We start from the raw sequence: 22,136 nt of genomic DNA, 5'->3' as shown, positions 1-22,136 counted from the left end.
CCGTTTGCAAATAGTTTGCAATTCTGTTCGCTGGCCGTTCTAGCAAGCACATGACCTGGTTCGTCTCTCACCCGACCAAATATCGGCACGCGATGAATGAGATCCCGAAACAAAGGGATCGCGGCGGAGCCATCATTGCTACCTCCATCCTTGAGGAACACTTGTTGGAGGCCATACAGTCGAGGCTGGAGCGCCACGCGCAGGTAGAAGGCAAAGTGTTCAGCGGATACGGGCCTCTAGCTTCGTTCTCCGCTCGGATCGATATGGGCCTATTGCTCGGACTTTATCCTGAAACAGGTCGCAAGAGACTGCACCTGATCCGTCGGATCAGGAACAATTTCGCCCACAGCATGCAACCGACCACCTTTAAATCTCAAAAGGGCGATTGCGACAAATTGACTTCGCGTCGATCCGCTTATCGGCAATTGCACAAAATGTTCGACGCCATTATCCAGACTCAGCCTCCGGTGCGATTTGCGATGTTTCGGAGCAGCACGAATCCTCGGACGCAGTTCATTCGAGCGGTTCAGCAAATGTGTATGTTGCTGTCCATGCAGATTGCTTTGGCCTCAAATTCAGTTCGCTGGGAAAAATCGGGGGACGGTGCACCAAAGCCAGCACGACCAACTGATGACGAAGGTGAGGCTAGGACATTGTTGCTGACCGGGTTGCATCGCGATAATTCTCAAGCTTCTTGATTGCGTTCGCCGCCAAAACGCCGCGCCGAGCCAAGTAGGCATCAATGACACGCTGCGCCTTGTCGACGGTCCAGGTCAGGGCCTCGGCGATCTCGGGCGCTGTGGCGCCGGCCTCGGCGAGCAATGTCGCCGCCGTGCCTCGGTTGTCGTGGAAGTTCAGGTCACCCGCGCCGACCGCGTCGGCGTCCTCCCGCCAGTGGTCATTGAAGTAGCGCTTGGTGTAGGCCTTCCCGGTAGGTGTCAGCATCACTAGGGCGCCGGCGCGAGTTAGGCCGTCCAAGTGCGCGCGAAGCTCGCGCGTGGCCGGTATCCAGACGAGTTTGCCGGTCTTGCTGGAGCGGATCTGAACCTGGGACCCGTTGTAGCGGGTCCAGGGGAATTTACGCACGTCAGAGGCCCGCATGGCCGTATTCCGGACCAGGATCATCGCCGTCGCCATGGCCGGCCGAGCACTCTTGATGAACTGCTGCTGCAACTCCTCGGACCACGTCTTGTCGGCCCGGTCGCTCTTGTAGAGGCGCTGGAAGCTGGGGATCGGGTGGTGCTTGATCCGCCGCTGCTCCTTCGCGAACGACAGGACGCGGCACAGCGCCGACATGAGATTGTCCGCCGATCGGCGCGACGTCTTGCCAAGGTCCTGGTGCCAAGCGAGGGCGTCGCTTGCGAAAGCGTCGGCGTCATCAACGGTGTTGAAAGTGTCTTCGGGCACGCCGCCCCATTGGCGCTCGATCCGCAACAGCTTCCAGTTATATTCGCGCCGCGAGGCCTCGCTGAGATTGGCGAACGTCGTAGAGGTGTCGAAGAGCCGGATCAGGTCAGTAACGGTTCGCTCTGTCTGAACCCGCTTTCGCTTCTCGGCGGCAGCATAGGTCTCGGCGAGGTTGCTGGGATCGAGGGGTAGCCCGGTTGCTCGATGGTAGAGAAAGACCTTTACGGAGCCGTCAGCGAGCTTCTTTTTGACGCGGTTGATGCCCTTGAGCCTAAGCGGCTTCATTCTGACGCGCATTCTCGGTTTTCCACCGCTGGTAGGGTGACAGGGTTCGCGATTCTGTCACGAGGCCCGACGCCCGGTCTAGCCATTGATCGATGGCCTTTCTGTCCCACCGGTTAGTGCCTGGGATGGCCGGGGGAACGATGCCCTTTTGCTGCCAGCGGTCGAACGCGGCAAGGCTGGTGCAGCCGCAATATTCGGCCGCCTCTCGCTTCGTCAGACCGCGCTTATCCACTGCGACACTTCCAGAAGATCAAACTTATGTCGCTAATATAGCGGTCGTCCGAAGGTTTGATCTCGGATTCTTTGGCTTCGCCGTAACATTACGCCTTCGGCAAAGGGACAACAACCTGACGGTGTGGCACCCTGCCACCTGCGCTAGGCCGTGAGGTTGCATCGTTTAACTTGGAAGCAATTTGAAAATGACCACAAAAGAAGCTGCGGAAAAGCTGTTGCATTCCCTCAAATCAACATCTGGTTCTAGGTTCAACGCCGCCAAACGGCTCGCCGCGAAAGATAGAGCCTTGACGAGAGTCACGGCATTCACGTCAGCATACCTAATTATCCTGACTGCGTTTCCATACTTCATCAAGGTTCCGACAGAAGTGGGAGACAATCTGAACTTCATCACGATTGTATTTTCTATCGTGATCTTGGTGTCGTCGCTGCTTCAATATTCCAGCGGAGACGTCGTCAGCGCTGAACAGCATCACCGAGCGGGGCTCGAAATGAGCGAAATCGCGCGCGAGCTAAGAATCAAAATGGCCTCCATTGACGAGGCCGAACTGGTCGTGCTCACGAGCCGCTACAATGCCACCTTACAGAAATACAGCATCAACCACGACGATGTCGATTTCCAGCGTTACCAGACCGAGAACCCTGAACAGTATCCGTGGTTGAAATGGTGGGATCGAGCCGGGATTAGGATCTCGACGAGCGCCGTGAAGCACCTCCACTCTGCGGTCTTGCTCCTCATAACGGTATTCTTCCTCGCCTTGATCTTCCTATACGCTTATCCGGCTCGGCTTGTGGCTCACGGCGGGTGAGCCCTAACCGTCTGATCCAAGTCACTGGAGCCGGGCGGCCTCAAGCGGCCAGACTCACGTGCGGCTAGATTGAGGTCGACCGGATGCCGCCGCGCTGGCACAGCGCCTGCCGATCATCTCGCCGGACCTGGCTCGGATCAAACGGCGCTAGGCGGTCAAGCAACCGCGCGGTGGATCTGATCGATATCGCTCGTAAGGACTAACGGCGCGGTCTTTATTTTTGGGAAGACGCTACCTAAGCTTGTGCGCTGCCAAAACGAGCTCGCCGCGGAGGGCGCACCTGGGGATGACGGAAGAGGAAAAACGCAACGAGCACCTCAAGCTCGCGGCCAACTGGGCAAACACCGTCGCCACCGGCGTCCTGACCGTAGGTGTATTCATCCCGACGGCAAACTTCATCTACGGGATTATGCCAACCGGAACAGAGGGTTGGAAGGTGTATGGCGGCGCCGTCCTTTGCGTTTTGATCGCCGGTGGTATACATAGAGCTGGTCATTGGTTCCTGGAGGGCCTGCAATGACGATGGACCAGGCTATCGCTCTACTGTTCCCGGCGCTCGCACTCGTCGTGGTGTGGGGCATGGGTGCATGGGTAAAGCACCGCTACGGCAGGCCCGTCGAAAAGAGTCCCGAAACTCCCGTTGCAACAGGGGTCGCCAAGCCCTTCAACATGGCGGGCAACTTCGAAGAGAACGCTAGACTGGCCTACGAGATAGGTCAGTTGATGCGCCCGCGCATTGAGATAGGCGCACAAGATGCGGCCATTGCGGCTGCGGGTAAGGCCGGCACCATCATAGGCGAGACGGTCTCCGTCTCGCTGCATAGGCGCTTCCAGGCCATCCATCAGGAACTCAACCGGCTCGAGGCTGAAGCCACAGAAAAGGCACGATCCTAATTGGCGACAGACGACCACTCGGCCTTCACTGAATTGGTGAATGCCTGCGCAGCGATGATCGCCGCTTAGGTTTCGAGCTTCGTCTCCAGTTGCCGGACGTAAGCCTCAAGCTCCCCGTTCAACTGGTGACCTTCTGCACCATGATGAATATGCCGGTGGCATGTTGGGCACACCGCTCCAACGGAAGTCGGATGGTCTGGTCCTCCATCCGATACACGCTTGATGTGGTGAGGTTCTAAATAGGGAGTGCCGTCTCTGCGCAAAAACGGCGCTGGTTTCTTGCATGCTTCGCAAACGCCATTGGCGCGCTTTAAAACGTAAGCTTTCACTTTAACGCTTCGAGCATAATACGTTCGTTGTGTTTCCTTTGATGGCGTCTTCTGCGTGGCTGCGGCCGCCAGGGCAAGCACCCGTAATTCTGAGAGAGACTTTTGGTCGAGCTCTGACTCCTGATCTGGATCTTCCGGCGCGGATTGTGCCTCGGCCGGGACGAGTTCGAAGACAATCGCCTTTCGTAGGGTCCCTTCGCGATCAGGAGCGTCGACCGTTTCCCAGCCCGCGAATGCGAAACATCCGACATAACGGTAGGTGCCCTTCGACCGCGTGGCTTCGAATAGGAGGAGATCCCGACCGTCAGCCAGATGATCTCGGATCGCGCGATTGCCGCGAATGAACGTCATGTCACCGCTTTGACCTTCGCCGGTGTATGCAAATATTCCGTCAGCCCTCCAGCCATCGGCGTAGCCGAATTGCTCGCCAGTTTCTCCGGTAAATAGGAAAACGAAGGGGCAGCCAGTGGGCGTCGCGATGCCGCCGCGCTCCTGACCGCCATAGATCTGATGAATGTCCCTCTGGCGGTGGTAGAGACTACCAATCTCGTATGGAACACCCGGGGGTTTTGTGTTGGAGGGCTCGGTGACACGGAACCTCAGCTCTCGGAGACGCCTGGCAACGGTTTTGTCACCACCGCTAAAGTCGCCAGGTGAGAGCCTTCGAAAGTTACCGCCTAGCTTGCCATGAGCGGCGCCGACGATTGCCTTGCTGTCGTATCGCTTGCCCTCGTGCTCAATGAAGTATCCCCGTGACCTACCAAAGCCGTGCTCCTGGAGAAATCGTTCTCTGCCGAGCCGATCAAACTCGGCGATCGTATCAATGACGGCCTCTCGCGTTAAATCTGCAAGCGCCACAAACCTCTCCCTCTCCAAGAAAACGCGTCAATCCTCGGTCGGAACGCTATATTGCATCTAGCAATCGCGAAAGAAGGGATCGACCGGTGGACCTACATCAACAAACGGGCTTTGAAGTGTTGGCGGCGAAGGACGACGATGGCGTCCAGAGAATCTACGTCGTCGGCAGCTTTTGGAATAACCTAATGGCTTTATTGCCTGACCAAGCGCTTCTGGTTGCCGCTGGTATCAAGCATTGTTGCCTTTGGGGAGATGGTTTCTCGGTGCTAACAGCATCGGGAGAGCAATTGGCGGTATTCCGATCGAGCGATCGGGTTGTCGTAAAGCGTGGCGACGTGCGCTCGATTCTAGATCGGAATCAAGGTCTACGTCTTGCTTCTGAACTGCAGGAACTCGCATCGCCTCTGCAGAGTGCAGCCTAGTAAAATTCCGTTTCGGTTCGATCACGATCGAGGCGCCACGTCGGACGTTGGCTGCGGCCTACCCGCGGCCCGAGGGGTGATCCGCACCAAGGGCACGGTAAACCGACGCTCGCCCGATTTTGAGGGCTTTAGCGATTGCCGAAGGTCCCATGCCTTCCGCCCGTAAACGTCGGACTTCAACCTGATCTATACTGGCTTTGCGACCCTTATAAACGCCTTCCGCTTTTGCTTTTGCTATGCCCTCGGATTGGCGCTCCTTTCGCAGATTAGTTTCAAACTCCGCAAACACCCCGAGCATATCCAGAAAACATTTGCCGGCAGCGGTGCTGGTGTCGATGGGCTGCTCGGTGGCGCGCAAGCCTGCCCCCCTCGTCTTTACGGCACGGACAATGTCCTGAAGATCGCCGATGCTTCGAGCCAGACGGTCGATCCTGGTCACCATGAGTGTGTCACCAGGCCGAAGAAAGTCGAGCACCGTTCGAAGCTCTTCACGGCTAGCGGCACTTGTGCCGCTCCGTTTTTCCGCCCGGACGACGTCGCAACCAGCGGCCTTTAGTGCAGCCTGTTGGATGGTGAGGTCCTGGTCGGTCGTGCTGACTCGCGCATAGCCGATAACGGTCATGAAACGTCCCTAATGTCTCACTTGGGTCTAGACCCCGAGACAGTGGTGTCTCATAAATCAAAAGTCAACCCTATTGGAACACCGGTTGTGTCTCAAATCGGTGACTCACGAGGGTATACCCATCCGAGACGAGGCCGATTCGGGTATGATCATCCGACTCTCCTTCAACGGGACGAGAGGCGCTTTGAGATGAATGAAGCTGAGGCCCCGTCGCCCAAAGACGGTTCCGCGACTTGTCGGCCGAAGTCCGAGACAATCGATGAGAAATGGGGGGCGTTGGCCCGACCAGCGGCTGCAGGAGACCTAGACGTTTCGGCGATTACTGAAGTGACCCGGATTACCGATCAGCGGCGGTCGGCAGTCGCTGAAGCCGTTCGAGCAGCGGCACAAGATGATGTGACGTCCTCAATCGCTCGAGCGGTGGAAATCGCCGACCAGCAGCGAGAAAGGTTCGCCAAAACTGTCCAGGCACAAATGGAACTGACGTCCTCAATTTCGAAAGCGTCGGAGATTGACGGGCAACGGCGATCGGCAATCGTTGGAGCCGTCCAATCTGCGGCAGAGGAGGAAGTGAGGTCTTCGATCGCGAGAGCGATGGAAATTGCAAAGCAGCAACGAGAGGAGACCTCGCTTTCCAAAATGGTTCAGGCGAACATCCGCGCAGCCCAGGAGTTTCGAAATTCGAATGCATTTCGACTGGCCGAGGAAGTCCGGAATTCAGACTCCTTTCGGCTGGCCCACGAACTTCGGAGCTCGAATGCGTTTCGCGTGGCCGAGGAGTTTCTGAATTCAGACGCGTTTCGCCTGGCTCAGGAAGCATTTCGACGGCTCCGAGAATCTCCGATGATCGGAGGCAATTGGGACGATCAAGGAAGTGCAATAGCTCGTGCGGTGCAAGGCCTTCAAAGTTCGCCGGCGCTGGCTTTCATCGAGCGCACCGAGCGATGGGCAACCCACGTTAGCGCAAGCGGACCACTATCGACCGTGGGGGCAGTCGCCGCGGAAGTCGATCGAATCCAACGTGCTGCAACCAGCATTTTGAATCTCGGCTCGGGTCTTGACCGGGCAACGGGAGGTCTCGGTTTCGCGGGTGAGATCGAGACCACTAGAATCAAGCTGGCGACATTGGCCGGTTCGTCCGACGTGCTTGGTTTCGCGGCCGACACCACCGTCGCGGCATATCAGAACCTGTTTGGGCAATGGCACACCAACCCAGGTCTGCCGACGCGGTTTTGGCAAGACGCCGAGGTGCGCCGGCGCCACTATCTAGAAGCTGAAGTCGATCTGGGTCTGATCGAGACGACGCCCGCCGCGGCCGTTGAGGTCGTGATCGAGAGTGGCCTCGCGGGAGGGGTGACATTCGACGGCGCTTCAGTAGCAGTGATCGAGGTCCCTGGAGCTTCGATGCAGATTCGCTCCTCCAACACGCGGTTGGATGCTTTTCGGTTGATTGAGGCCTTTGAGACGGCCTTGCGGACATTCATCACGCAAAAGCTTAGCTCGCATGCGGGACCTCAGTGGTTCAAGCATCGAGTGCGCGGTGAGCTGGTGGTTAAGGCGCGCAAAAACCGCGCTGCGGCAATGGCGAATGGAGAACGAAAGGTCGAGTTCATTGACTACCTCGACCTTGGCGACCTCGAGTCGATAATCTCGCAGAGAAAAAACTGGGAAGAGGTATTCGAGACGGTATTTCCGAACCGAGAGCGCCTCGTCCAGGATCTGCAGGCGCTGATCGCAACTCGAAGACCAACGATGCACACGCGACCGATCGATTCCGTGAGGTTAGTCGAGGCGATCTGCATCGTCCGACGCCTCACGCAGTGGATAGAGGACGACGGCGATTGGAGGCGAACGGTCGAAGCTGAAGACTGACCAGGAAGGCTCTCTCGATGGGCCAGGAAGTTTCAGTTTCGGTGGGCCTTCGAACCGATCAAGTTCGTCCCGCAGGCCAACAAGCAACCGAAAGAGCGCCATCCATGCCATCCAAGACTAAGGACACGAACTTCAAGATGGAGCACGACTTCCATCTCAACTTCAAGTTGGCTGCGGTGAGGAGAAGGATGAAGATGAAGGAGTTGCTGGAAGCATCATTCTTCGCTTACCTTCAGATGCACGGTGCCAGTGGCGAACTGGCGAAAGTCTTCGGTGACCGAAAAGCAATCACGGGCACGGGGCGGCTAGTGGAGATCACTCGGCAATGACGACCGTCCCGAGCCTGGACCAATCATAAGAACCGTCCCGGGATACGACTGCCCGACCGGCGCGCGCATCCGGAGGGCGGTGGATCGTCTGCCTGTTCCAGAGCATTGATTAAAGCAATTGTTTCCCATGCGGAGGATGGAAGAGGACATAGCTTCGCCGTCACCGGCTGAAGCCACGCCCATGCGTCTGGACGTTTAGAGTCTACCAGTCTCACCCAACCTTGCTGTTACCAGCAGGTCCGGCGGGGGTTGTCCTGTCCGCCTTTATGGGTCGCTTCGGCTCCTTTCGGAGCAACAACGCCAGGACAGTCACCAGACTGGGGGCAACTGCTTCCTGTGCAGGTTCGCGCGAGCGAGAGCCTGCTCCTGCCGACTTTGCCTTTCGACTCGGTCGGCTCTGCTGCATGCCTTTGCAGCGATCTTCGGATCTGCCTTAGCCCGCACCGACCCTGACTAGGTCCGCGGAAGGTGAACACCGGCTGTGATGAGGGGGATGTCGGGGCGATCTGGTCTGGAGCGTCGAGCGCGCAACTATTATCGCGCGCCTGCTGACGTATGACAAGCTGGAATTGCGCCTTGAAAATATTTGCTTGAGCACAGCGCGCACGGGAGTCCAGTAGACCGTTTTTTTCTAAGACTTCGCCCTTCGGAAATGCGCAAGCCTGCCGCGCGGAGGTGCAAAGGGCGCGCTATTAGGTTGCCCCTCGCACCAGCCGAGGTCCCTTGGGAGCCGAAACAACCGTGCTCGCCCCTTCGTAGGCTTCAAGATCGATGACTTCGATTTCGTCGCCATCGTCGCCGTCTTCTTCATCTACAGGAGCGGGGCCGCAGCCTTCTTCTTCCTCGTCTTGTTCCCGCATTGCTGCGATTTCCTGGGCCGTGAGGTCCTCGAATACCAGGATGGGCAACTCGTCGGACAACGCGCTGTCCTTATCGAGACCCAGCGCCCTCCATTTGAGCTCGTGCACGCGCTCCAGGCCGGCAGCAGCTAGGGAAAGTGCCTTGATCGCCGACGCTGCCTTGAGCGCCTGAGACGGATCCTTCTGCGCAGCTACGAGCTGGGCCATGATCAGATCTTCGACGATTACGGCGTTTTGGTATGCAGCTTCCCGAGTGGCTTTTGCCCGCACCGTGGTTTCATCCACGTCGGGGAGGGTTTGTTGAAAGACCTTCTGCTTGACAGCGGCGACGAGCTGGGCGGCTTTCGCACCCTTCTCGATCCTTTTCTTTGAGAAATGAGACTGGAGTGCCCGTCTGCTGACGCCATAGCGTGTCTCGAGATCATGCAGGCTTACGTCACCGCTTTCCCACAGGGCCTCGATTTCCGACCAAGTTGTCTGGTCGACGCGAACGTATTTGCGCTTACTCGATGGCACTTCCGGCATGTCGCTACTCCAAGCATCCATTCTACTGCAGCCTGGAGTCTGAGGCACGTGAATTATCAATTTAAACGAGAACAGAGGATGGTTTGCAAACGAGATAGAATCTCGAGCAAAGTCAGTGCGGCCTCGATCTCTTAGTTTGCGAGAAAGCGCAGTGTTTTCAGTAGATCTCCCGCGCCTGGGAGACTAGGGGTCGGAGGTTCAAATCCTCTCGCTCCGACCATTTTTCTCAAAATTCGTTCGGTGTGGCTTGAAGCGGGCGCGCATCGCTCGCCGTCGGCTTGCGATTGGTTGCCAATGCTGTTCGCCCGTCGCGGAAAGCTGAGCGCGGAAGCCAACACGCTGTCGTTAATATCGAGCAAACGCTCGTTGAAGAGGCAGCACCAAGCCGATCGCATCGGCGGCTGTCGTTGTCGATGAACAATCGTTCATGGAACGCCACTGATTTCAGGCGGTTAGTTGCGGGGCGCATTTTGGAGGACAAAATGAAGCACGCAATCATCGTCCTTTCCGCGGCATGCCTGATGGCTTCCGCCCCGGTTGCTTTTGCACAGGGCGTTTCGAGCAAATCACCTGGACAAGAGATGCAAAAGAAGGGCTCCAAGAAAGGCAGTCACGGCGCTTCGGGCTATGCACCCGGGCACGAGATGCAGGCACGAGGATCGAAAGCCGGGAGCCCAGGGGCCTCTGGCTACGCCCCTGGTCAGACGACGGGGTCGGGCAGCGGTATGACCGGAGGCAGCTCGACCAGGTCCAGATAGTTACACTGTAAGTTTTTCGGGGCCCCGGCCTTCAGCGCCGGGGCTCCTTTTCCATAGCCCGTTCACGGATCGACCGCGGCTTGGCCCGTTTCATGCTTTCCATTGAGGGGCAAATGGGGGGCCAACATGATTGCTGAACACTTTCTGGTCTGGGCTGCGCTGCTGAGCGTTCTCGCCTTCCTGGCGTTCCAGTCGCCGGGGCGCGGACACCGATAAGTCTCCGCTTCCAACGCTTCGCGAGGTGAGCGGCGCGATCGTGCCGGTTGCCAGTCGTCCCGTCCGCTGCAGAGCCGGTCGCCTCAGGCCTCGGCTTCCATCGCAACAATCAGGCAGGCCTTTTCGAGGCGGTTGGTGAGCATCGAAAGCTTGGCCGTGAACTCGGCCAGCTCCGGCTCGCTGAACTCCTCGAAAACGGTTTTCTTGAACGCCTTGTGCTGTTCGGCGAGGCCCGCGAGGTGCTTTTTGGTCTTGTCGGTCAGCGACAGCCGGACCACTCGCGCATCGGCCGGGGAGGGCGCGCGCCGCAGCAGCTCCTTCTGCTCGAGCAGCTTGGACTGCGTGGTCACGAACGACGGATCGACGTGCAGCAGCTTCGACACCACGTTGATCGGTACGCCGTCATCCTTGTCGAGATCCGAGATCGCGATGAGAATCATCCATTGCGGACCGCTGACGCCAAGCGACTTGCCCCAGAACTGACGGACGCGCTCCAGATGCGAGTTGATGGCCGAAATCTCGAGCGTGAACCGCTTGATGATGTCGAGATGTTCGATGGCGCGCTGGCGCGTCGAATCCTTCCTTGTCACTGACACAGCTTCCTCTTCCCTCGGGCGCCGACTCAGCTTTGTGCTGATTTATTTCTTGTTTTCCGCGCTGCAGTAGGTTTTTTCCCGCAAGCCGCCAACGAACGCAAGTGAACGTAAAGTAATTATGATGGTCGTGTGACGGTTGGACTATTTGGGATGTGACAAGTTTTCTCAGGTAGGCAAAGGGCTTACAGGCAGCGTTGCCGGCGAGACACAGTGTGGCCGCATTCGCATTCCTGACTTTATAAACTATTTTGATTGGCGAACTCGCCAATGCATATTGAACCCGGCGGTAGGGGAATCTCGATCGTCCCGTTGCGGTGATCGTTCAAGTCCGTCGCACACCACAGATTGATCTGAGGGTGCGGGGTTTGGGGAAAACGGTCTTGGACAATGCGGGAGGATCACGGGGCGCTCGCGGCCTCGGACTCTCCGCATATGAGCAACTTGGAGGTTTAATATGAATTTGAAGAGCCTTATCCTGGGCTCGACGGCTGCGCTGGTCGCGGTCGGCGGGGCACAGGCGGCCGATCTTCCCGTCAAGGCCAAAGCGGTCGAGTACGTGAAGGTTTGCTCGCTTTACGGTCCGGGCTTCTACTACATCCCCGGCACCGACACCTGCATCAAGCTGGGCGGCTATGTGCGTGCTGACGTCGTGGTGAACGGCAACAGCGTGTACGGCGCGAACTACAACGGCGCCAGCGGTGCCAACAACCGTTTCACGAACGGCTACACCTGGCGTTCGCGTGAAGACTTCAACATCGATACGCGCACCGCGACCGAATACGGCGTGGTCCGCACCTATTTCGATGCGGTGTTCACCTGGACCTCCGACACCTATGCCGGCCAGGGCAACGGCTCGACCGTGTACTCGGCGATCGGCTCGTCTTCCGCGCCGAACAACGCCGGTTCGGGCAACGTGGCTGCCGGTACGGTCGGCGTCTACTACGCCTTCATCCAGTTCGCCGGCTTCACGATGGGTAAGGCGGTTTCGCAGTTCGCTGCCCCCTGGAACGGTTATCCGGGCAACAACTACGACGCACTCGTCGGTGGCGTGAACACCACCAACGGCATCAACCAGTTCACCTACACCGCGCAGTTCGGCAACGGCGTGTCGCTCGCTCTGTCGGCGCAGGACCAGGTTGCCTACATGCAGGCTGGCGTGAACAACCTCGGCGTCGGTGGTGCTTACGGCTCCAGCGATTACGCCGGCACGATCGCTCCGGACTTCGTCGCTTCGCTCAAGGTCGACCAGGCTTGGGGTATCTTCCAGGCGTCGGTCGCCGCGCATGACAACCACGCTGCCTACTATGGCGGCACCGAGTTGACCGGTCATCCCGACGACAAGTGGGGTTGGGCTGGTGCGTTGGCCCTGTCGATCAAGAACATCCCGACCGGACCCGGTGACACCATCAACATCCAGGGCGTCTACACCGACGGTGCGACCCGTTACAACATCCAGGAACTGGCCAGCCAGGCCGGCGCGATCGCCATCTTCGGCGGTTCGAGCCTGCCGGGCGTCTATGGCAGCGTTGGCTTCGGTACGGCACCCGACACGGTGTTCGGCCCCGGCGGTCAGCAGCAGTCCATCAAGACCTGGGGTATGCGCGGTGCGTACACCCACAACTGGGATCCCTACTGGAACACCAGCTTGTACGGTGCGTTCGCCGCTGTTTCGTACAACGACGCGGCTAAGTCGCTCATCTGCGGCGTTGGTGGCGTCGGTGGTTCGTTCCGTGCCGCATTCGCTGGCGGCGCTGGCGTGACCGCCTGCAACCCCGACTACAACATCGCGCAGATCGGCGTGATCACCCGTTGGACCCCGGTCAAGAACCTGACCTTCTCGGCCGACGTGACCTACTCGCACCTCGATCAGAAGTATGCCGGTATCATCACGACGTCGTCGACTGCTATCGGCAAGCCGACCGCGACCTACGAGCTGAAGGATCAGGACACTGTCCAGATGCTCTTCCGCGCTCAGCGCAACTGGTAATTCCGGTTGATCTGATCACGATCCAACAGAACCCCGGCAGGCAACTGCCGGGGTTTTTCTTTGCGAAAGATTCTAAGGAGAGCTGCGCTGCGTCAATTCGGTCCACGCGAACGACGAAGACGAGCCATGCGATTCATTCGCCGCAGACTTATTTACTTACCTGATCTACTAAACTATATACGCCACGGCCAACACATTGAATGATGGCTCTTAGCTAGCTGCTAAGCTTCCCAAACCTCCGGCAATGCCCTGCCGGAGGTTTTTGATTCAAGGCCCAGCCGTCGCCTTGCCGATTCGATGCCGTCAAGATTTGACGGAATCGATCCGCAGTGCATTCTCGCCATTGATGGGACGCTTCAAGAACAGCCGCCTGGCGCGCATGAGCAGCGGCCACTATTGCCTGATCCGGGATCTCGGGCTGGTGAAGGGCGGCAAGGGATTGCGGCACCATGAGGTAATCATCGATTTCTCCTGGCGCGGCCTGCTCAAGCTGGCCCTGAGCGCGGGTGCCGGCGTCCTGCGGCGGCGCGCGTCCGTGCGCATCGAGACAGCCGAATAGCACGGGGCCGCGTCATGACGCGGCTTGGCCTGCGGCCAGGATGCGCGCGATCATCGCGTGAGTCTCACGCTTCGTGAACAAGCATTCGAATTCGAGCGACGTGATCGCAGCATTGTCAGAGCTTCGCCCATGACGATCGCACGCTGTGCCACGCCGCGCGCTGCGCTGTGCGCCGATTGCGATCAACGTAGTTCATCTGTGCAGGTGCTGTCGCGCTGCTTCGCTGGTTTTACCTCGGCAGCTGCGGCCGCGGTGGAAATTTCGGCCGCGATCGCCATCAGCGTTGTCGCGACCAATCTGTTCAGGATGTGCACGATCATGGTCTCCGATTGTCGATGTCGGATTGTTCGCAACGCGGAATGATTTCGTTACGCGGCCACCGTCTCAACCCGCTGCAGGCGGCTCACTTGCGCGTGAGGCGGCGCCGTTGCTGGGCGACAATTCGGTGATGTAAGGTGCCGCAGCCAAGCGGTTGGGGCTGCGATCCGCGCTCCGGCCGAAACAAAGAAGAACAGGGCAAGAAAAATAAGGGAAGGAACGGATCTCACATGAAGGATTTCGCCGGAAAGATTGCCGTCATCACCGGTGGCGGCACGGGCATGGGGCGCGAGCTGGCACGGCAGCTCGTTGCCGAGGGCTGCAATGTCGCGATGTGCGACGTCTCGGCCGAGGCGATGGCCGAGACCAAGCGGCTGTGCGAGGTCGAGAAGCTGCCGCAGGGCCTGCGCATCACGACGCACGTTGCCGACGTCTCGATCGAGGATCACTACAAGCGCTTCCGCGACGAGCTGATCGAGCAGCAGGCGACCGACAAGATCCACCTGCTGTTCAACAACGCCGGAATCGGTGGCGGTGGCAGCCTGTTCTCCAACACGCGCGAGCAGTGGGAGCGCACCTTCAACATCTGCTGGGGCGGCGTCTATCTCGGCGTCCGCACCTTCCTGCCGCTGTTGGTGAAGGCCGACGAGGCGCACATCGTCAACACCTCGAGCGTCAACGGCTTCTGGGCCTCGGTCGGCATGGGCGTGTCGCACACCGCCTACAGCGCGGCGAAATTTGCCGTGAAGGGATTCACCGAGGCGATGATCAATGATCTCCGGCTCAACGCGCCGCATGTGAAGTGCTCGGTCGTGATGCCCGGTCACATCGGCACCTCGATCGTGTCGAACTCGCGCAAGGTCCAGAACGGCTCCGACCAGCTCAACGCCGACGAGCTCAAGCAGGCCCGTCAGCGTCTGCAGGGGCAGGGGATCGACGTCGCCAAGATGTCGGACGCCGACATCCAGCAGCTCGCGCTCGATCGTGCCCGCATCTTCCACGACGAGGCACCGACTTCGGCCGCGGCCGCCGCCAAGATCATTCTCGACGGTGTGAAAGCCGAACGCTGGCGCATCCTGGTCGGCGACGATGCGCATCTGCTCGACGAGCGCGTGCGCAAGACGCCGGAACAGGCCTACACGCCGGAGTTTTATCAGGACCTCGTGGCAGCGACCGGGTGGAAGGTCGGCTGAACGGCCGTCCCGCATCGCGTGCGGGACGGCTTCACTCAAGCGCTATCCGCGCATCGCGCGTTGGCGCGATCCCGCTTGATAGGCGAGGCGGTAATGCCCTGAGCAATAGGGCATCCCGCCGAGCGGTGTGTTGCCGCAGAAGCAGAAATCATCGGCGCCCGGGGTGCTGATCGGCCAGCGGCAGCGCTGCTCGCTCAGCTCGAGCAGCGAGCAGCTGTTGGCGCTGACGATCGGGGCGTCGTCGGGCTCCTGCTCGTAGACCGCCTGGAGCAACCGGAGCTGCTGCTTGGCAGTCGCCCGTTGCGCGGCGTGGGCGGCGGATTTCTTGCGCCGCGCCCGACGTTCGTCCGGCGTCGTGCGTGTGAGGTTCAGCCGCGACAGCTTGCCGATCACCGCATTGCGGCTGACGCCGATATTGACGGCGATGTCGCGGCAGGAGAGGCCGGCTTCAAAGTAGATCTTGAGTTGGTCGACGCGCTCCGGCGTCCAGGTCTCTTGGATGGCAATCATCTGACGGTTCCACGTTCTGTGTTGAACCGCCGCGCCGGCACACGCGCCCTTAGTTCTTGAGCATGATCTGTTCGGAAAACCGGTTTCCACTTTTCCGGATCATGCTCTCAGGGCGTGCGGCCGTTGTCGCGGATTGCAAGCAACCCGTCCTTGATGGCGAGCCGAATGCCTTCCTCGATCAATGTCCGTGCGACGCCCGGGACGCTCGTGCCGTGGGTGCCCTGTCTCACCAGCTTCTCGAGGTATCCGATGGTCGAGAGCGCCAGCGTGACCGGGACGCGGTCGGTTTCGGCCTTTTCCGTAGCCATGGTGAAACGCTTAACCCCGAACGCCTGTACTGAAAAGTATCTATTTAGAGTCTATTTAGGAATAAGGCGGTTCGTCAAGCCGTGGGCGGCAAGAAACAGCCAGCCGCGTCCAAGCGCGCTGGAAGCGAGTTCCAGCGCGCGGGTGTCATCGAATTATTGAGGTAGATGAAGGTGTTAGGGCCGTAACTCGACCTTGACCGGGAACTTCTTGAGAAGCCGCTCAGCCTTCTCGGCCTTGTCCGGAGGCGCGCTCACCCTCAGGTACAGTCCGCGCGACGGGTCGGTGATCGCGTCGACAGTGACCTCGCCGGACAATCCTTCCAGCGCCAGCAACTCGCGCGCGGCCTCGCCGGCGGCGATCTCGCGCAGCTTCGGCTTGAAGATCTTGCCGACCGGAGTCACCGGCATCTCCGGAATCACCGACACCACGCGCGGGCGCGCCGGCGGCTCCAGGATGTTGTCCTGCACGAAGGCGGCGAGCGCGTTCGGATCGATATGGGTGCCGGGCTGCGCCGAGACGAACAGCATCGGCACTTCGCCGGCGTAGGTGTCGGGACGTCCGACGGCCGCGGCAAGCGCCACGCCCGGAAACGCCAGCGCGGCGTCCTCGATCGCGCGCGGATCGATGTTGTGGCCGCCGCGGATGATGACGTCCTTGGCGCGGCCCATGATGTAGACGAAGCCGTCGGCATCGATCCGGCAGATGTCGCCGGTGCGCAGCCAACCGTCGCGGAACGCCTCCTCGGTCTGCTTCTTGTCGACATAGCCGGCGAACACCTGCGGGCCCCTGGTCAGCAGTTCGCCGACCGGCGAAGGCCACGGTCCCGTGTGGAGCTTGCCGCCGTCGAGGATCGCGAGTTCGACCAGCGGATTGCGGGTGCCGACGCTCTCGGCGCGCGGCTTCACACCGTGCACATCGTGAGTGATGGCACCGGCGAGTTCGGTCATGCCGTAGAGCTGCTGGATGCAGGGGCCGCCCCAGGTCGCAAGATAACGCCGCTCGATCTCCGGCGGGCAGATCGAGGCGCCGGTGGCGGTGACGCGCAGGGTCGAGATGTCGCTGTCCGCGACCGGGATATCGGCGAGGGCGCCAAGTATCGTCGGCACGTTGCCGGCGATGTTGATGCGGTACTGCTCGATGATCTGCCAGAAGTGCCGGACCAGCGCCGGATCGCGCGCGCCGGCGGGACCGGGGATGACCATCGTCGTGCCGGCCGCCAGGGAATTGGCCGTGGTGCAGAAAAGGCCGCCGACATGGAACAGCGGCATCGTGATCATCGCGCGCTCGCCGCGATGGAAATCGAGCGCCATCCGCGAGGATACGGTGGAGGCGACCATCGCGCGGTTGGTGAGCCGCGCCACCTTGGGATGGCCGGTAGTGCCGCCGGTCGGGAGCATCACGGCGACGCGGTCGGCCTCGCTCATGTCCTTGGACTTGCCGTAGTCGTCGCGCCAGGCGGGATCAGGCCGCAGCACCTCACCGTCGAAGGCGATGCTGCCGTCGAGCGGCACGATCACAATGTGCTTCAGGGAAGGTACCTCGCGCTGCAGGCCCTCGACCCTCTCATAGAGCCCGCCTGGCATGCCCGGCGGCGGCGCCAGCAACAGCTTCGCGTGGATCGCATTGAGCTGGGCGACGATCGCTTCGCGCGTGAACAGCAAATTGAGCGGCTCGGCGACGCCGCAGGCGGCTGCGCCGAAGATCGCGACGACGGTCGCGGGGCACGCCGGGAGCAGGACAGCCACCGCGTCGTCCTTGCCGATGCCGTGCTTACGGAAATAGGTTTCAGCGGCCTTGATGCAGCCCATCAAGTGATCGTTCGAGATCACGACCGGGTTGGGATCGAGCGGCGAGCGCAGATAGATCGCGGCTTCAGCGTCCGGAGCGCCCTGCGGGCCGCGGGCAATGAGGTCGAGGATGCGCGGGCATGCCGCGAGCGTCTCCTGCATTTCCCTGTCGCGCGCAGCCTCGTCGGCCGGCGAAAGCCTGTCCTTCAGCATATCCGTCCCCGTCCATTCTTGTTCGTTGGGACGGGGATTGTATCGAGCCGTGCTCGCGGAACACAAGTGCGGCCATAGCACTCAGTCATTCCGGGGCGGCTCGCCGAGCCGAACCTCAGGTGCGCGAATTGCGCACCGGGGAGTCTCGAGATTCCGGATTCGATGCTGCGCATCGCTCCGGAATGACGTGCGTGGTTACCCGTGGACCACCGATTTGGCGATCATGCAGTGGATGCCCTTGGAGCCGTTGACCGTCTGCGTCACGCGCAGGTCGGCGGCCAGGCTGCACAGCGTGTAGGCGTCCTCGCGCGACAGATTGCGCTTCTCGCCGAGCAGCACGATCATGTCGCGCAGCGCCCGCACCACGCACTGGTCGAGATCGGGATCCATCGCCATGGTCATGTAATGATCCGCGGTCTCTGCGCGCGGATAGGCGAGCTTGATATCCTTGCGCAATGTGAGGCGGAAGCGGCCGGTCAGCGCGGTCTCGATCGCGGTGACGCAGACCTCGCCGTCGCCCTGCACGCCATGGCCGTCGCCGCAGGAGAACAGCGCGCCCGGAACGAACACCGGCAGATAGAGCTTGGCGCCGGCGCCGAGCTCCTTGTTGTCGAGATTGCCGCCCATCGCGCGCGGGATCAGCGAGGAGATCCGGCCCCAGGCCGGCGGCGGCGACACGCCCATCACGCCGAAGAACGGCTTGAGCGGCAGATCGAGCCCCCAGGGCATACGGCCGACCATGCGCCCGCGATCGAGCGGGATGTTGAGGACGCGTGTTTCGTGGAAATCGTCGGGCAGGGTGCCGGACAATGGCTTGATCAGATTGTAACCCCAGTCCTGTCGCAGCTGAACGTCGAGAATATCGACCTCGAGCACGTCGCCGGGTTCGGCGCCGGCAACCGCGATCGGGCCGGTCAGAATGTGTCCGGGTACCATCCGCTCGCACTTCGCATGGATCTCGTCGAGCTCCGGCGGAACGAAGAATTTGCCGCGGTCGGGCACCACGTCCGGGCCGCCGCTGACGGTTTCGATCGTGATCTCGTCGCCGCTCGCAACGGTCAGAACCGGTTTCAGCTTGGCTTCAAAGAAGCCCCAATGGCAGGTTTCAGGGCTCGACTTCAGATGGTGATGGGTCATGTGACGGCTTTTGATTGGTTTCCCAGCAGCGTATGACGCTGTAGCAGAACTTCGCAGGGGCTTCTCTTGTTTTTTGTGCTCTCCAAGACGCTCGGCATCGTGCTGCTGCCGATCAACTTCCTGATCGGTATCGGCGTGATCGGCACCGTGCTGCTGTTGACGCGGTTTGCGCGCCTCGGCCGCAGGTTGATGGTGACCGCGCTGCTGCTGCTCGCGATCTGTGGCTTCTCGCCGCTCGGCGATGTCCTGATCTCCATTTTGGAGCAGCGCTTCCCGCCATGGGACGCCTCGCGCGGCGTGCCGGACGGCATCATCGTGCTCGGCGGCTCGATCGATGCCGATCTGTCGGTTGCGCATGGCACGCCGGTGGTGCGCAGCGCGGCCGATCGCGTCATCGCGGCGGCGGCGCTCGCGCGCAGATATCCGAACGCGCGCCTTGTGTTCACCGGCGGCAGCGCGAACCTGATCTCGAACGATGCGCGCGAAGCCGACTATGCCGCCGAGATGTTCGAGGGGCTCGGCATTGCCAGGTCGCGATTGATCATCGAGCGCCGCTCGCGCAACACGGTGGAGAACGCCGAATTCTCCAGGGCGCTGGTCGATCCCAAGCCGGGCGAGCGTTGGCTGCTCGTCACCTCGGCCTACCATATGCCGCGCTCGGTCGGGCTGTTCCGCAAGGCGGGATTCAATGTCGAGGCCTATCCGGTCGATTGGCGCGTCGGCGATGTCTTCAGCTTCGCGACGCTTGCGATCGACGGCCTGTCGCGCACTGATCTCGGCGCGCGGGAGTGGATCGGGCTTTTGGCCTATCATCTGGCCGGCAAGACCGACGATTTGTTGCCGGGACCGGCTGCACGTTGAGGCGTAGGCACTTGTCGCCTCCAACGGCCAATCCTAACATCAAATCAACAGGCGGCGCCAAGCCGCCGATCACGGGAGTTTTCGCCATGCAACAGCAGACACCGCCGGAACAGTTCGACCTCGGCGCAATCGTCGCCGACCTGAACAACCTGCTGCGGCTGAAGACCACGGTCATCGGCATCAAGATGTTCGCGCGGGTCGAGGAGATGGAGGCGATCCCGAAGATCCGCCGTCCATCGGCGGTCCACACCACGGACCAGATCGTCAGCATGGCCTCGCGGCTCGGCTGGACCGTCGGCATTACCGGCGACGATCTGGTCGGCGCGCAATGCCGCGCCGTGATCGGGCTCGCACCGCAGGACGAGAAGTGGCTTGCCGGCGAGAACTATGTCGGCGTCTGGCATGGCACCGCCGAAGACGCGCGCAAGCGCCAGGAGGCGCTCGACGTGGTGCCTTACGGCCAGTACCAGGCGATGGCGGTGAGCCCGCTGACCAGCGGACGGCTCAACCCGCCCGACATCTGCCTCGTCTATGCGACGCCGGGACAGATGATCATCCTGATCAACGGGCTTCAGTATACCGGCTACAAGAAGTTCGAGTGGGGCGTGGTCGGCGAAACCGCCTGCGCGGATTCGTGGGGGCGGGCGCTGAAGACCGGCGAGCCGAGCCTGTCGCTGCCATGCTTCGCCGAGCGCCGCTATGGCGGCGTGCCCGACGAGGAGATGCTGATGGCGCTGCCGCCGGCCTATCTGGTGAAGGCGATCGCCGGCATGAAGCAGCTCGCCAAGAACGGTTTGCGCTACCCGATCGCGCCCTATGGCATCCAGGCCGACGTGCGCGCCGGCATGGGCGTCTCGTACAAGAAATAGCGCATTGCGTTGCCGCGCCCGCGATGACAAAAGGGCGCCCATTCGCTGCGCAGGGAGCCTGATGCATGTCCTCGTCGAAACTCGACATCGTCGTCTATGGTGCGACCGGCTTCACCGGCCAGCTTGTCGCCGAATATCTCGCGGCGCATTATCGCAACAGTAGCCTGACATGGGCGATGGCCGGGCGCAGCAAGGACAAGCTCGCCTCGGTACGCGACGCGATCGGCGCGCCCGCCGACACGCCGCTGATCGTCGCCGATGCCGGCGATGCCGCCTCGCTGAAGGCGATGCTAGCGCAAACCAGGTCTGTTATCTCGACCGTCGGACCGTATCAGCTCTATGGCAACGAGCTGATCGCGGCCTGCGTGGAAAGCGGCACCGACTATTTCGATCTCTGCGGCGAGCCGATCTGGATGCGGCAGATGATCGACAAATACGAAGCCGCCGCGAAGGCCAGCGGTGCGCGCATTGTGTTCTCCTGCGGTTTCGACTCGGTGCCGTTCGAACTGGGCGCGTTCTTCGTGCAGGAGGAAGCGAGGCGCGTATTCGGCGCGCCGGCGCCGCGCATCAAGGGCCGCGTGCGCGACATGCGCGGCACGCTGTCCGGCGGCACCGCGGCGAGCGCCAAGGCGACCTTCGATGCGGTCGCCAAGGACCTCAGCCTGGTTGCGATCCTCAACAACCCTTTCGCGCTGACGCCGGGCTTCGAGGGTCCGAAGCAGCCGCGCGGCAGCAAGCCGGCCTATGAGGAGGATTTGCACTCCTGGACCGCGCCGTTCATGATGGCGCTGATCAACACGCGCAACGTGCACCGCTCCAACATGCTGATGGGCTTTCCCTACGGACGGGACTTCGTCTACGACGAGATGGTCCTGACTGGCCCGGGCGAGAAGGGCGAGGCCAACGCCAAGAAGGTCATGGCGTTGAATTCCGAGAAGACCGGCCCAAGCGCGCCGAAGCCGGGCGAGGGGCCGTCAAAGGAGGAGCGCGAGAACGGCCGCTACGATCTGCTTTATCTCGCGGTCGCGCCTGACGGCCGCATGGTCCGCGCCGGCATCAAGGGCGATCGCGATCCCGGCTACGGCTCGACCTCGAAGATGATCTCGGAATGCGCGATCTGCCTGCTGCGCGATACACCCGACGTCGCCGCCGGCTTCTGGACGCCGGGAGCCGCGATGCGGCACAAGCTCATCAGGCGCCTGATCGATCACGCCGGGCTGACCTTCGAGGTCGAGAAGTAGCTTCGCTTACCTCGCCCCGCTTGCGGCAGGGGTGTCCGGGGAATGATTCACTGTGTCGCGGTGCATGCTCGGCAGGACCGAGGCAAATCGGTCTTTTCTGGTTGTCGAGACACAGAGGGCCGAGCATGCGATATCG

General features: G+C 60.9%; 23 protein-coding genes. 14 read left to right on the top strand and 9 right to left on the bottom strand.

Annotated features, from left to right (window positions below):
• The first annotated feature begins 50 nt into the window (after window positions 1-50).
• Complete coding sequence (locus ACZBJS_RS00115) at window positions 51-698, top strand: hypothetical protein (RefSeq protein ID WP_463438213.1); 648 nt, start codon at window positions 51-53, stop codon at window positions 696-698.
• Here ACZBJS_RS00115 and ACZBJS_RS00110 read toward each other — a convergent pair.
• On the bottom strand, window positions 646-1,704 hold the full coding sequence (locus tag ACZBJS_RS00110) for a tyrosine-type recombinase/integrase (protein WP_463438211.1): 1,059 nt from the start codon (window positions 1,702-1,704) through the stop codon (window positions 646-648). The two genes, ACZBJS_RS00115 and ACZBJS_RS00110, sit on opposite strands and share 53 nt — an antisense overlap.
• Before the next feature lie 407 nt (window positions 1,705-2,111).
• Between ACZBJS_RS00110 and ACZBJS_RS00105 the strand changes: the two genes are divergently transcribed.
• From ACZBJS_RS00105 to ACZBJS_RS00095, 3 genes are all read left to right on the top strand, one after another.
• On the top strand, window positions 2,112-2,735 hold the full coding sequence (locus ACZBJS_RS00105) for an SLATT domain-containing protein (RefSeq protein WP_463438209.1): 624 nt from the start codon (window positions 2,112-2,114) through the stop codon (window positions 2,733-2,735).
• A gap of 286 nt (window positions 2,736-3,021) precedes the next feature.
• On the top strand, window positions 3,022-3,255 hold the full coding sequence (locus tag ACZBJS_RS00100) for a hypothetical protein (RefSeq protein WP_463438207.1): 234 nt from the start codon (window positions 3,022-3,024) through the stop codon (window positions 3,253-3,255).
• Entirely contained in the window at window positions 3,252-3,629 is a 378-nt protein-coding gene (locus ACZBJS_RS00095) for a hypothetical protein (protein WP_463438205.1), read from the top strand. Before ACZBJS_RS00100 ends, ACZBJS_RS00095 begins: the two co-directional genes overlap by 4 nt.
• 65 nt (window positions 3,630-3,694) lie before the next feature.
• On the opposite strand, the gene ACZBJS_RS00090 is transcribed toward ACZBJS_RS00095, so the two are convergent.
• Window positions 3,695-4,816, bottom strand: a complete 1,122-nt coding sequence (locus ACZBJS_RS00090; protein WP_463438203.1) for an HNH endonuclease — start codon at window positions 4,814-4,816, stop codon at window positions 3,695-3,697.
• Window positions 4,817-4,902: 86 nt separating this feature from the next.
• Here ACZBJS_RS00090 and ACZBJS_RS00085 point away from each other — a divergent pair, with 86 nt between their 5' ends.
• Complete coding sequence (locus ACZBJS_RS00085; RefSeq protein ID WP_463438201.1) at window positions 4,903-5,238, top strand: hypothetical protein; 336 nt, start codon at window positions 4,903-4,905, stop codon at window positions 5,236-5,238.
• A 58-nt stretch (window positions 5,239-5,296) separates the two neighbouring features.
• Here the strand turns inward: ACZBJS_RS00085 and ACZBJS_RS00080 are convergent, their stop codons facing one another.
• Window positions 5,297-5,860: a recombinase family protein gene (locus ACZBJS_RS00080; protein ID WP_463438199.1), complete on the bottom strand. Its 564-nt coding sequence runs from the start codon at window positions 5,858-5,860 to the stop codon at window positions 5,297-5,299.
• Between the two features lie 189 nt (window positions 5,861-6,049).
• Between ACZBJS_RS00080 and ACZBJS_RS00075 the strand changes: the two genes are divergently transcribed.
• Window positions 6,050-7,732, top strand: coding sequence for a Swt1 family HEPN domain-containing protein (locus ACZBJS_RS00075; RefSeq protein ID WP_463438198.1), 1,683 nt, complete (start codon window positions 6,050-6,052; stop codon window positions 7,730-7,732).
• A gap of 17 nt (window positions 7,733-7,749) precedes the next feature.
• Complete coding sequence (locus tag ACZBJS_RS00070; protein ID WP_463438196.1) at window positions 7,750-8,061, top strand: hypothetical protein; 312 nt, start codon at window positions 7,750-7,752, stop codon at window positions 8,059-8,061.
• Between the two features lie 692 nt (window positions 8,062-8,753).
• On the opposite strand, the gene ACZBJS_RS00065 is transcribed toward ACZBJS_RS00070, so the two are convergent.
• Window positions 8,754-9,446 (bottom strand): hypothetical protein, encoded by a 693-nt coding sequence (locus ACZBJS_RS00065; protein WP_463438194.1) that lies wholly within the window; start codon window positions 9,444-9,446, stop codon window positions 8,754-8,756.
• A 1,057-nt stretch (window positions 9,447-10,503) separates the two neighbouring features.
• On the bottom strand, window positions 10,504-11,016 hold the full coding sequence (locus ACZBJS_RS00060; RefSeq protein WP_050384924.1) for a MarR family winged helix-turn-helix transcriptional regulator: 513 nt from the start codon (window positions 11,014-11,016) through the stop codon (window positions 10,504-10,506).
• A gap of 454 nt (window positions 11,017-11,470) precedes the next feature.
• Here ACZBJS_RS00060 and ACZBJS_RS00055 point away from each other — a divergent pair, with 454 nt between their 5' ends.
• The 4 genes from ACZBJS_RS00055 (at window position 11,471) to ACZBJS_RS00040 (ending at window position 15,073) form a co-directional block, all read left to right on the top strand.
• Window positions 11,471-13,003 (top strand): porin, encoded by a 1,533-nt coding sequence (locus ACZBJS_RS00055; RefSeq protein WP_057020678.1) that lies wholly within the window; start codon window positions 11,471-11,473, stop codon window positions 13,001-13,003.
• Between the two features lie 346 nt (window positions 13,004-13,349).
• Window positions 13,350-13,562 (top strand): hypothetical protein, encoded by a 213-nt coding sequence (locus ACZBJS_RS00050; protein ID WP_018271906.1) that lies wholly within the window; start codon window positions 13,350-13,352, stop codon window positions 13,560-13,562.
• Window positions 13,563-13,691: 129 nt separating this feature from the next.
• Entirely contained in the window at window positions 13,692-13,925 is a 234-nt protein-coding gene (locus ACZBJS_RS00045; RefSeq protein ID WP_156436548.1) for a hypothetical protein, read from the top strand.
• Window positions 13,926-14,110: 185 nt separating this feature from the next.
• Window positions 14,111-15,073, top strand: a complete 963-nt coding sequence (locus ACZBJS_RS00040; RefSeq protein WP_057020676.1) for an SDR family oxidoreductase — start codon at window positions 14,111-14,113, stop codon at window positions 15,071-15,073.
• Window positions 15,074-15,115: 42 nt separating this feature from the next.
• Here ACZBJS_RS00040 and ACZBJS_RS00035 read toward each other — a convergent pair whose 3' ends face one another.
• The 4 genes from ACZBJS_RS00035 to ACZBJS_RS00020 all read right to left on the bottom strand — a co-directional run bounded on the left by ACZBJS_RS00035 (window position 15,116) and on the right by ACZBJS_RS00020 (window position 19,029).
• Complete coding sequence (locus ACZBJS_RS00035; RefSeq protein ID WP_141341067.1) at window positions 15,116-15,583, bottom strand: GcrA family cell cycle regulator; 468 nt, start codon at window positions 15,581-15,583, stop codon at window positions 15,116-15,118.
• 107 nt (window positions 15,584-15,690) lie between these two features.
• Window positions 15,691-15,891, bottom strand: a complete 201-nt coding sequence (locus ACZBJS_RS00030) for a hypothetical protein (RefSeq protein ID WP_016844973.1) — start codon at window positions 15,889-15,891, stop codon at window positions 15,691-15,693.
• A gap of 174 nt (window positions 15,892-16,065) precedes the next feature.
• Window positions 16,066-17,892, bottom strand: a complete 1,827-nt coding sequence (locus tag ACZBJS_RS00025) for an AMP-binding protein (RefSeq protein WP_168855930.1) — start codon at window positions 17,890-17,892, stop codon at window positions 16,066-16,068.
• Window positions 17,893-18,087: 195 nt separating this feature from the next.
• A complete protein-coding gene (locus ACZBJS_RS00020; RefSeq protein ID WP_057020673.1) occupies window positions 18,088-19,029 on the bottom strand; it encodes an acetamidase/formamidase family protein in 942 nt (313 codons plus the stop codon).
• A gap of 66 nt (window positions 19,030-19,095) precedes the next feature.
• On the opposite strand from ACZBJS_RS00020, the gene ACZBJS_RS00015 reads away from it, so the two are divergent.
• From ACZBJS_RS00015 to ACZBJS_RS00005, 3 genes are all read left to right on the top strand, one after another.
• The gene (locus tag ACZBJS_RS00015; RefSeq protein WP_316394975.1) at window positions 19,096-19,890 is read left to right on the top strand and encodes a YdcF family protein; all 795 of its coding nucleotides are present in this window, start codon (window positions 19,096-19,098) and stop codon (window positions 19,888-19,890) included.
• 86 nt (window positions 19,891-19,976) lie between these two features.
• Window positions 19,977-20,759, top strand: a complete 783-nt coding sequence (locus ACZBJS_RS00010; RefSeq protein ID WP_146985629.1) for a DUF169 domain-containing protein — start codon at window positions 19,977-19,979, stop codon at window positions 20,757-20,759.
• Window positions 20,760-20,824: 65 nt separating this feature from the next.
• Entirely contained in the window at window positions 20,825-22,000 is a 1,176-nt protein-coding gene (locus tag ACZBJS_RS00005; protein WP_316394974.1) for a saccharopine dehydrogenase family protein, read from the top strand.
• The last annotated feature ends 136 nt before the right edge of the window (window positions 22,001-22,136 follow it).

This window comes from Bradyrhizobium sp. KZN70725, from assembly GCF_055264925.1.
Note: the sequence above shows the minus strand (reverse complement) of the source record. Positions and strands in the feature narration are given on the sequence as shown.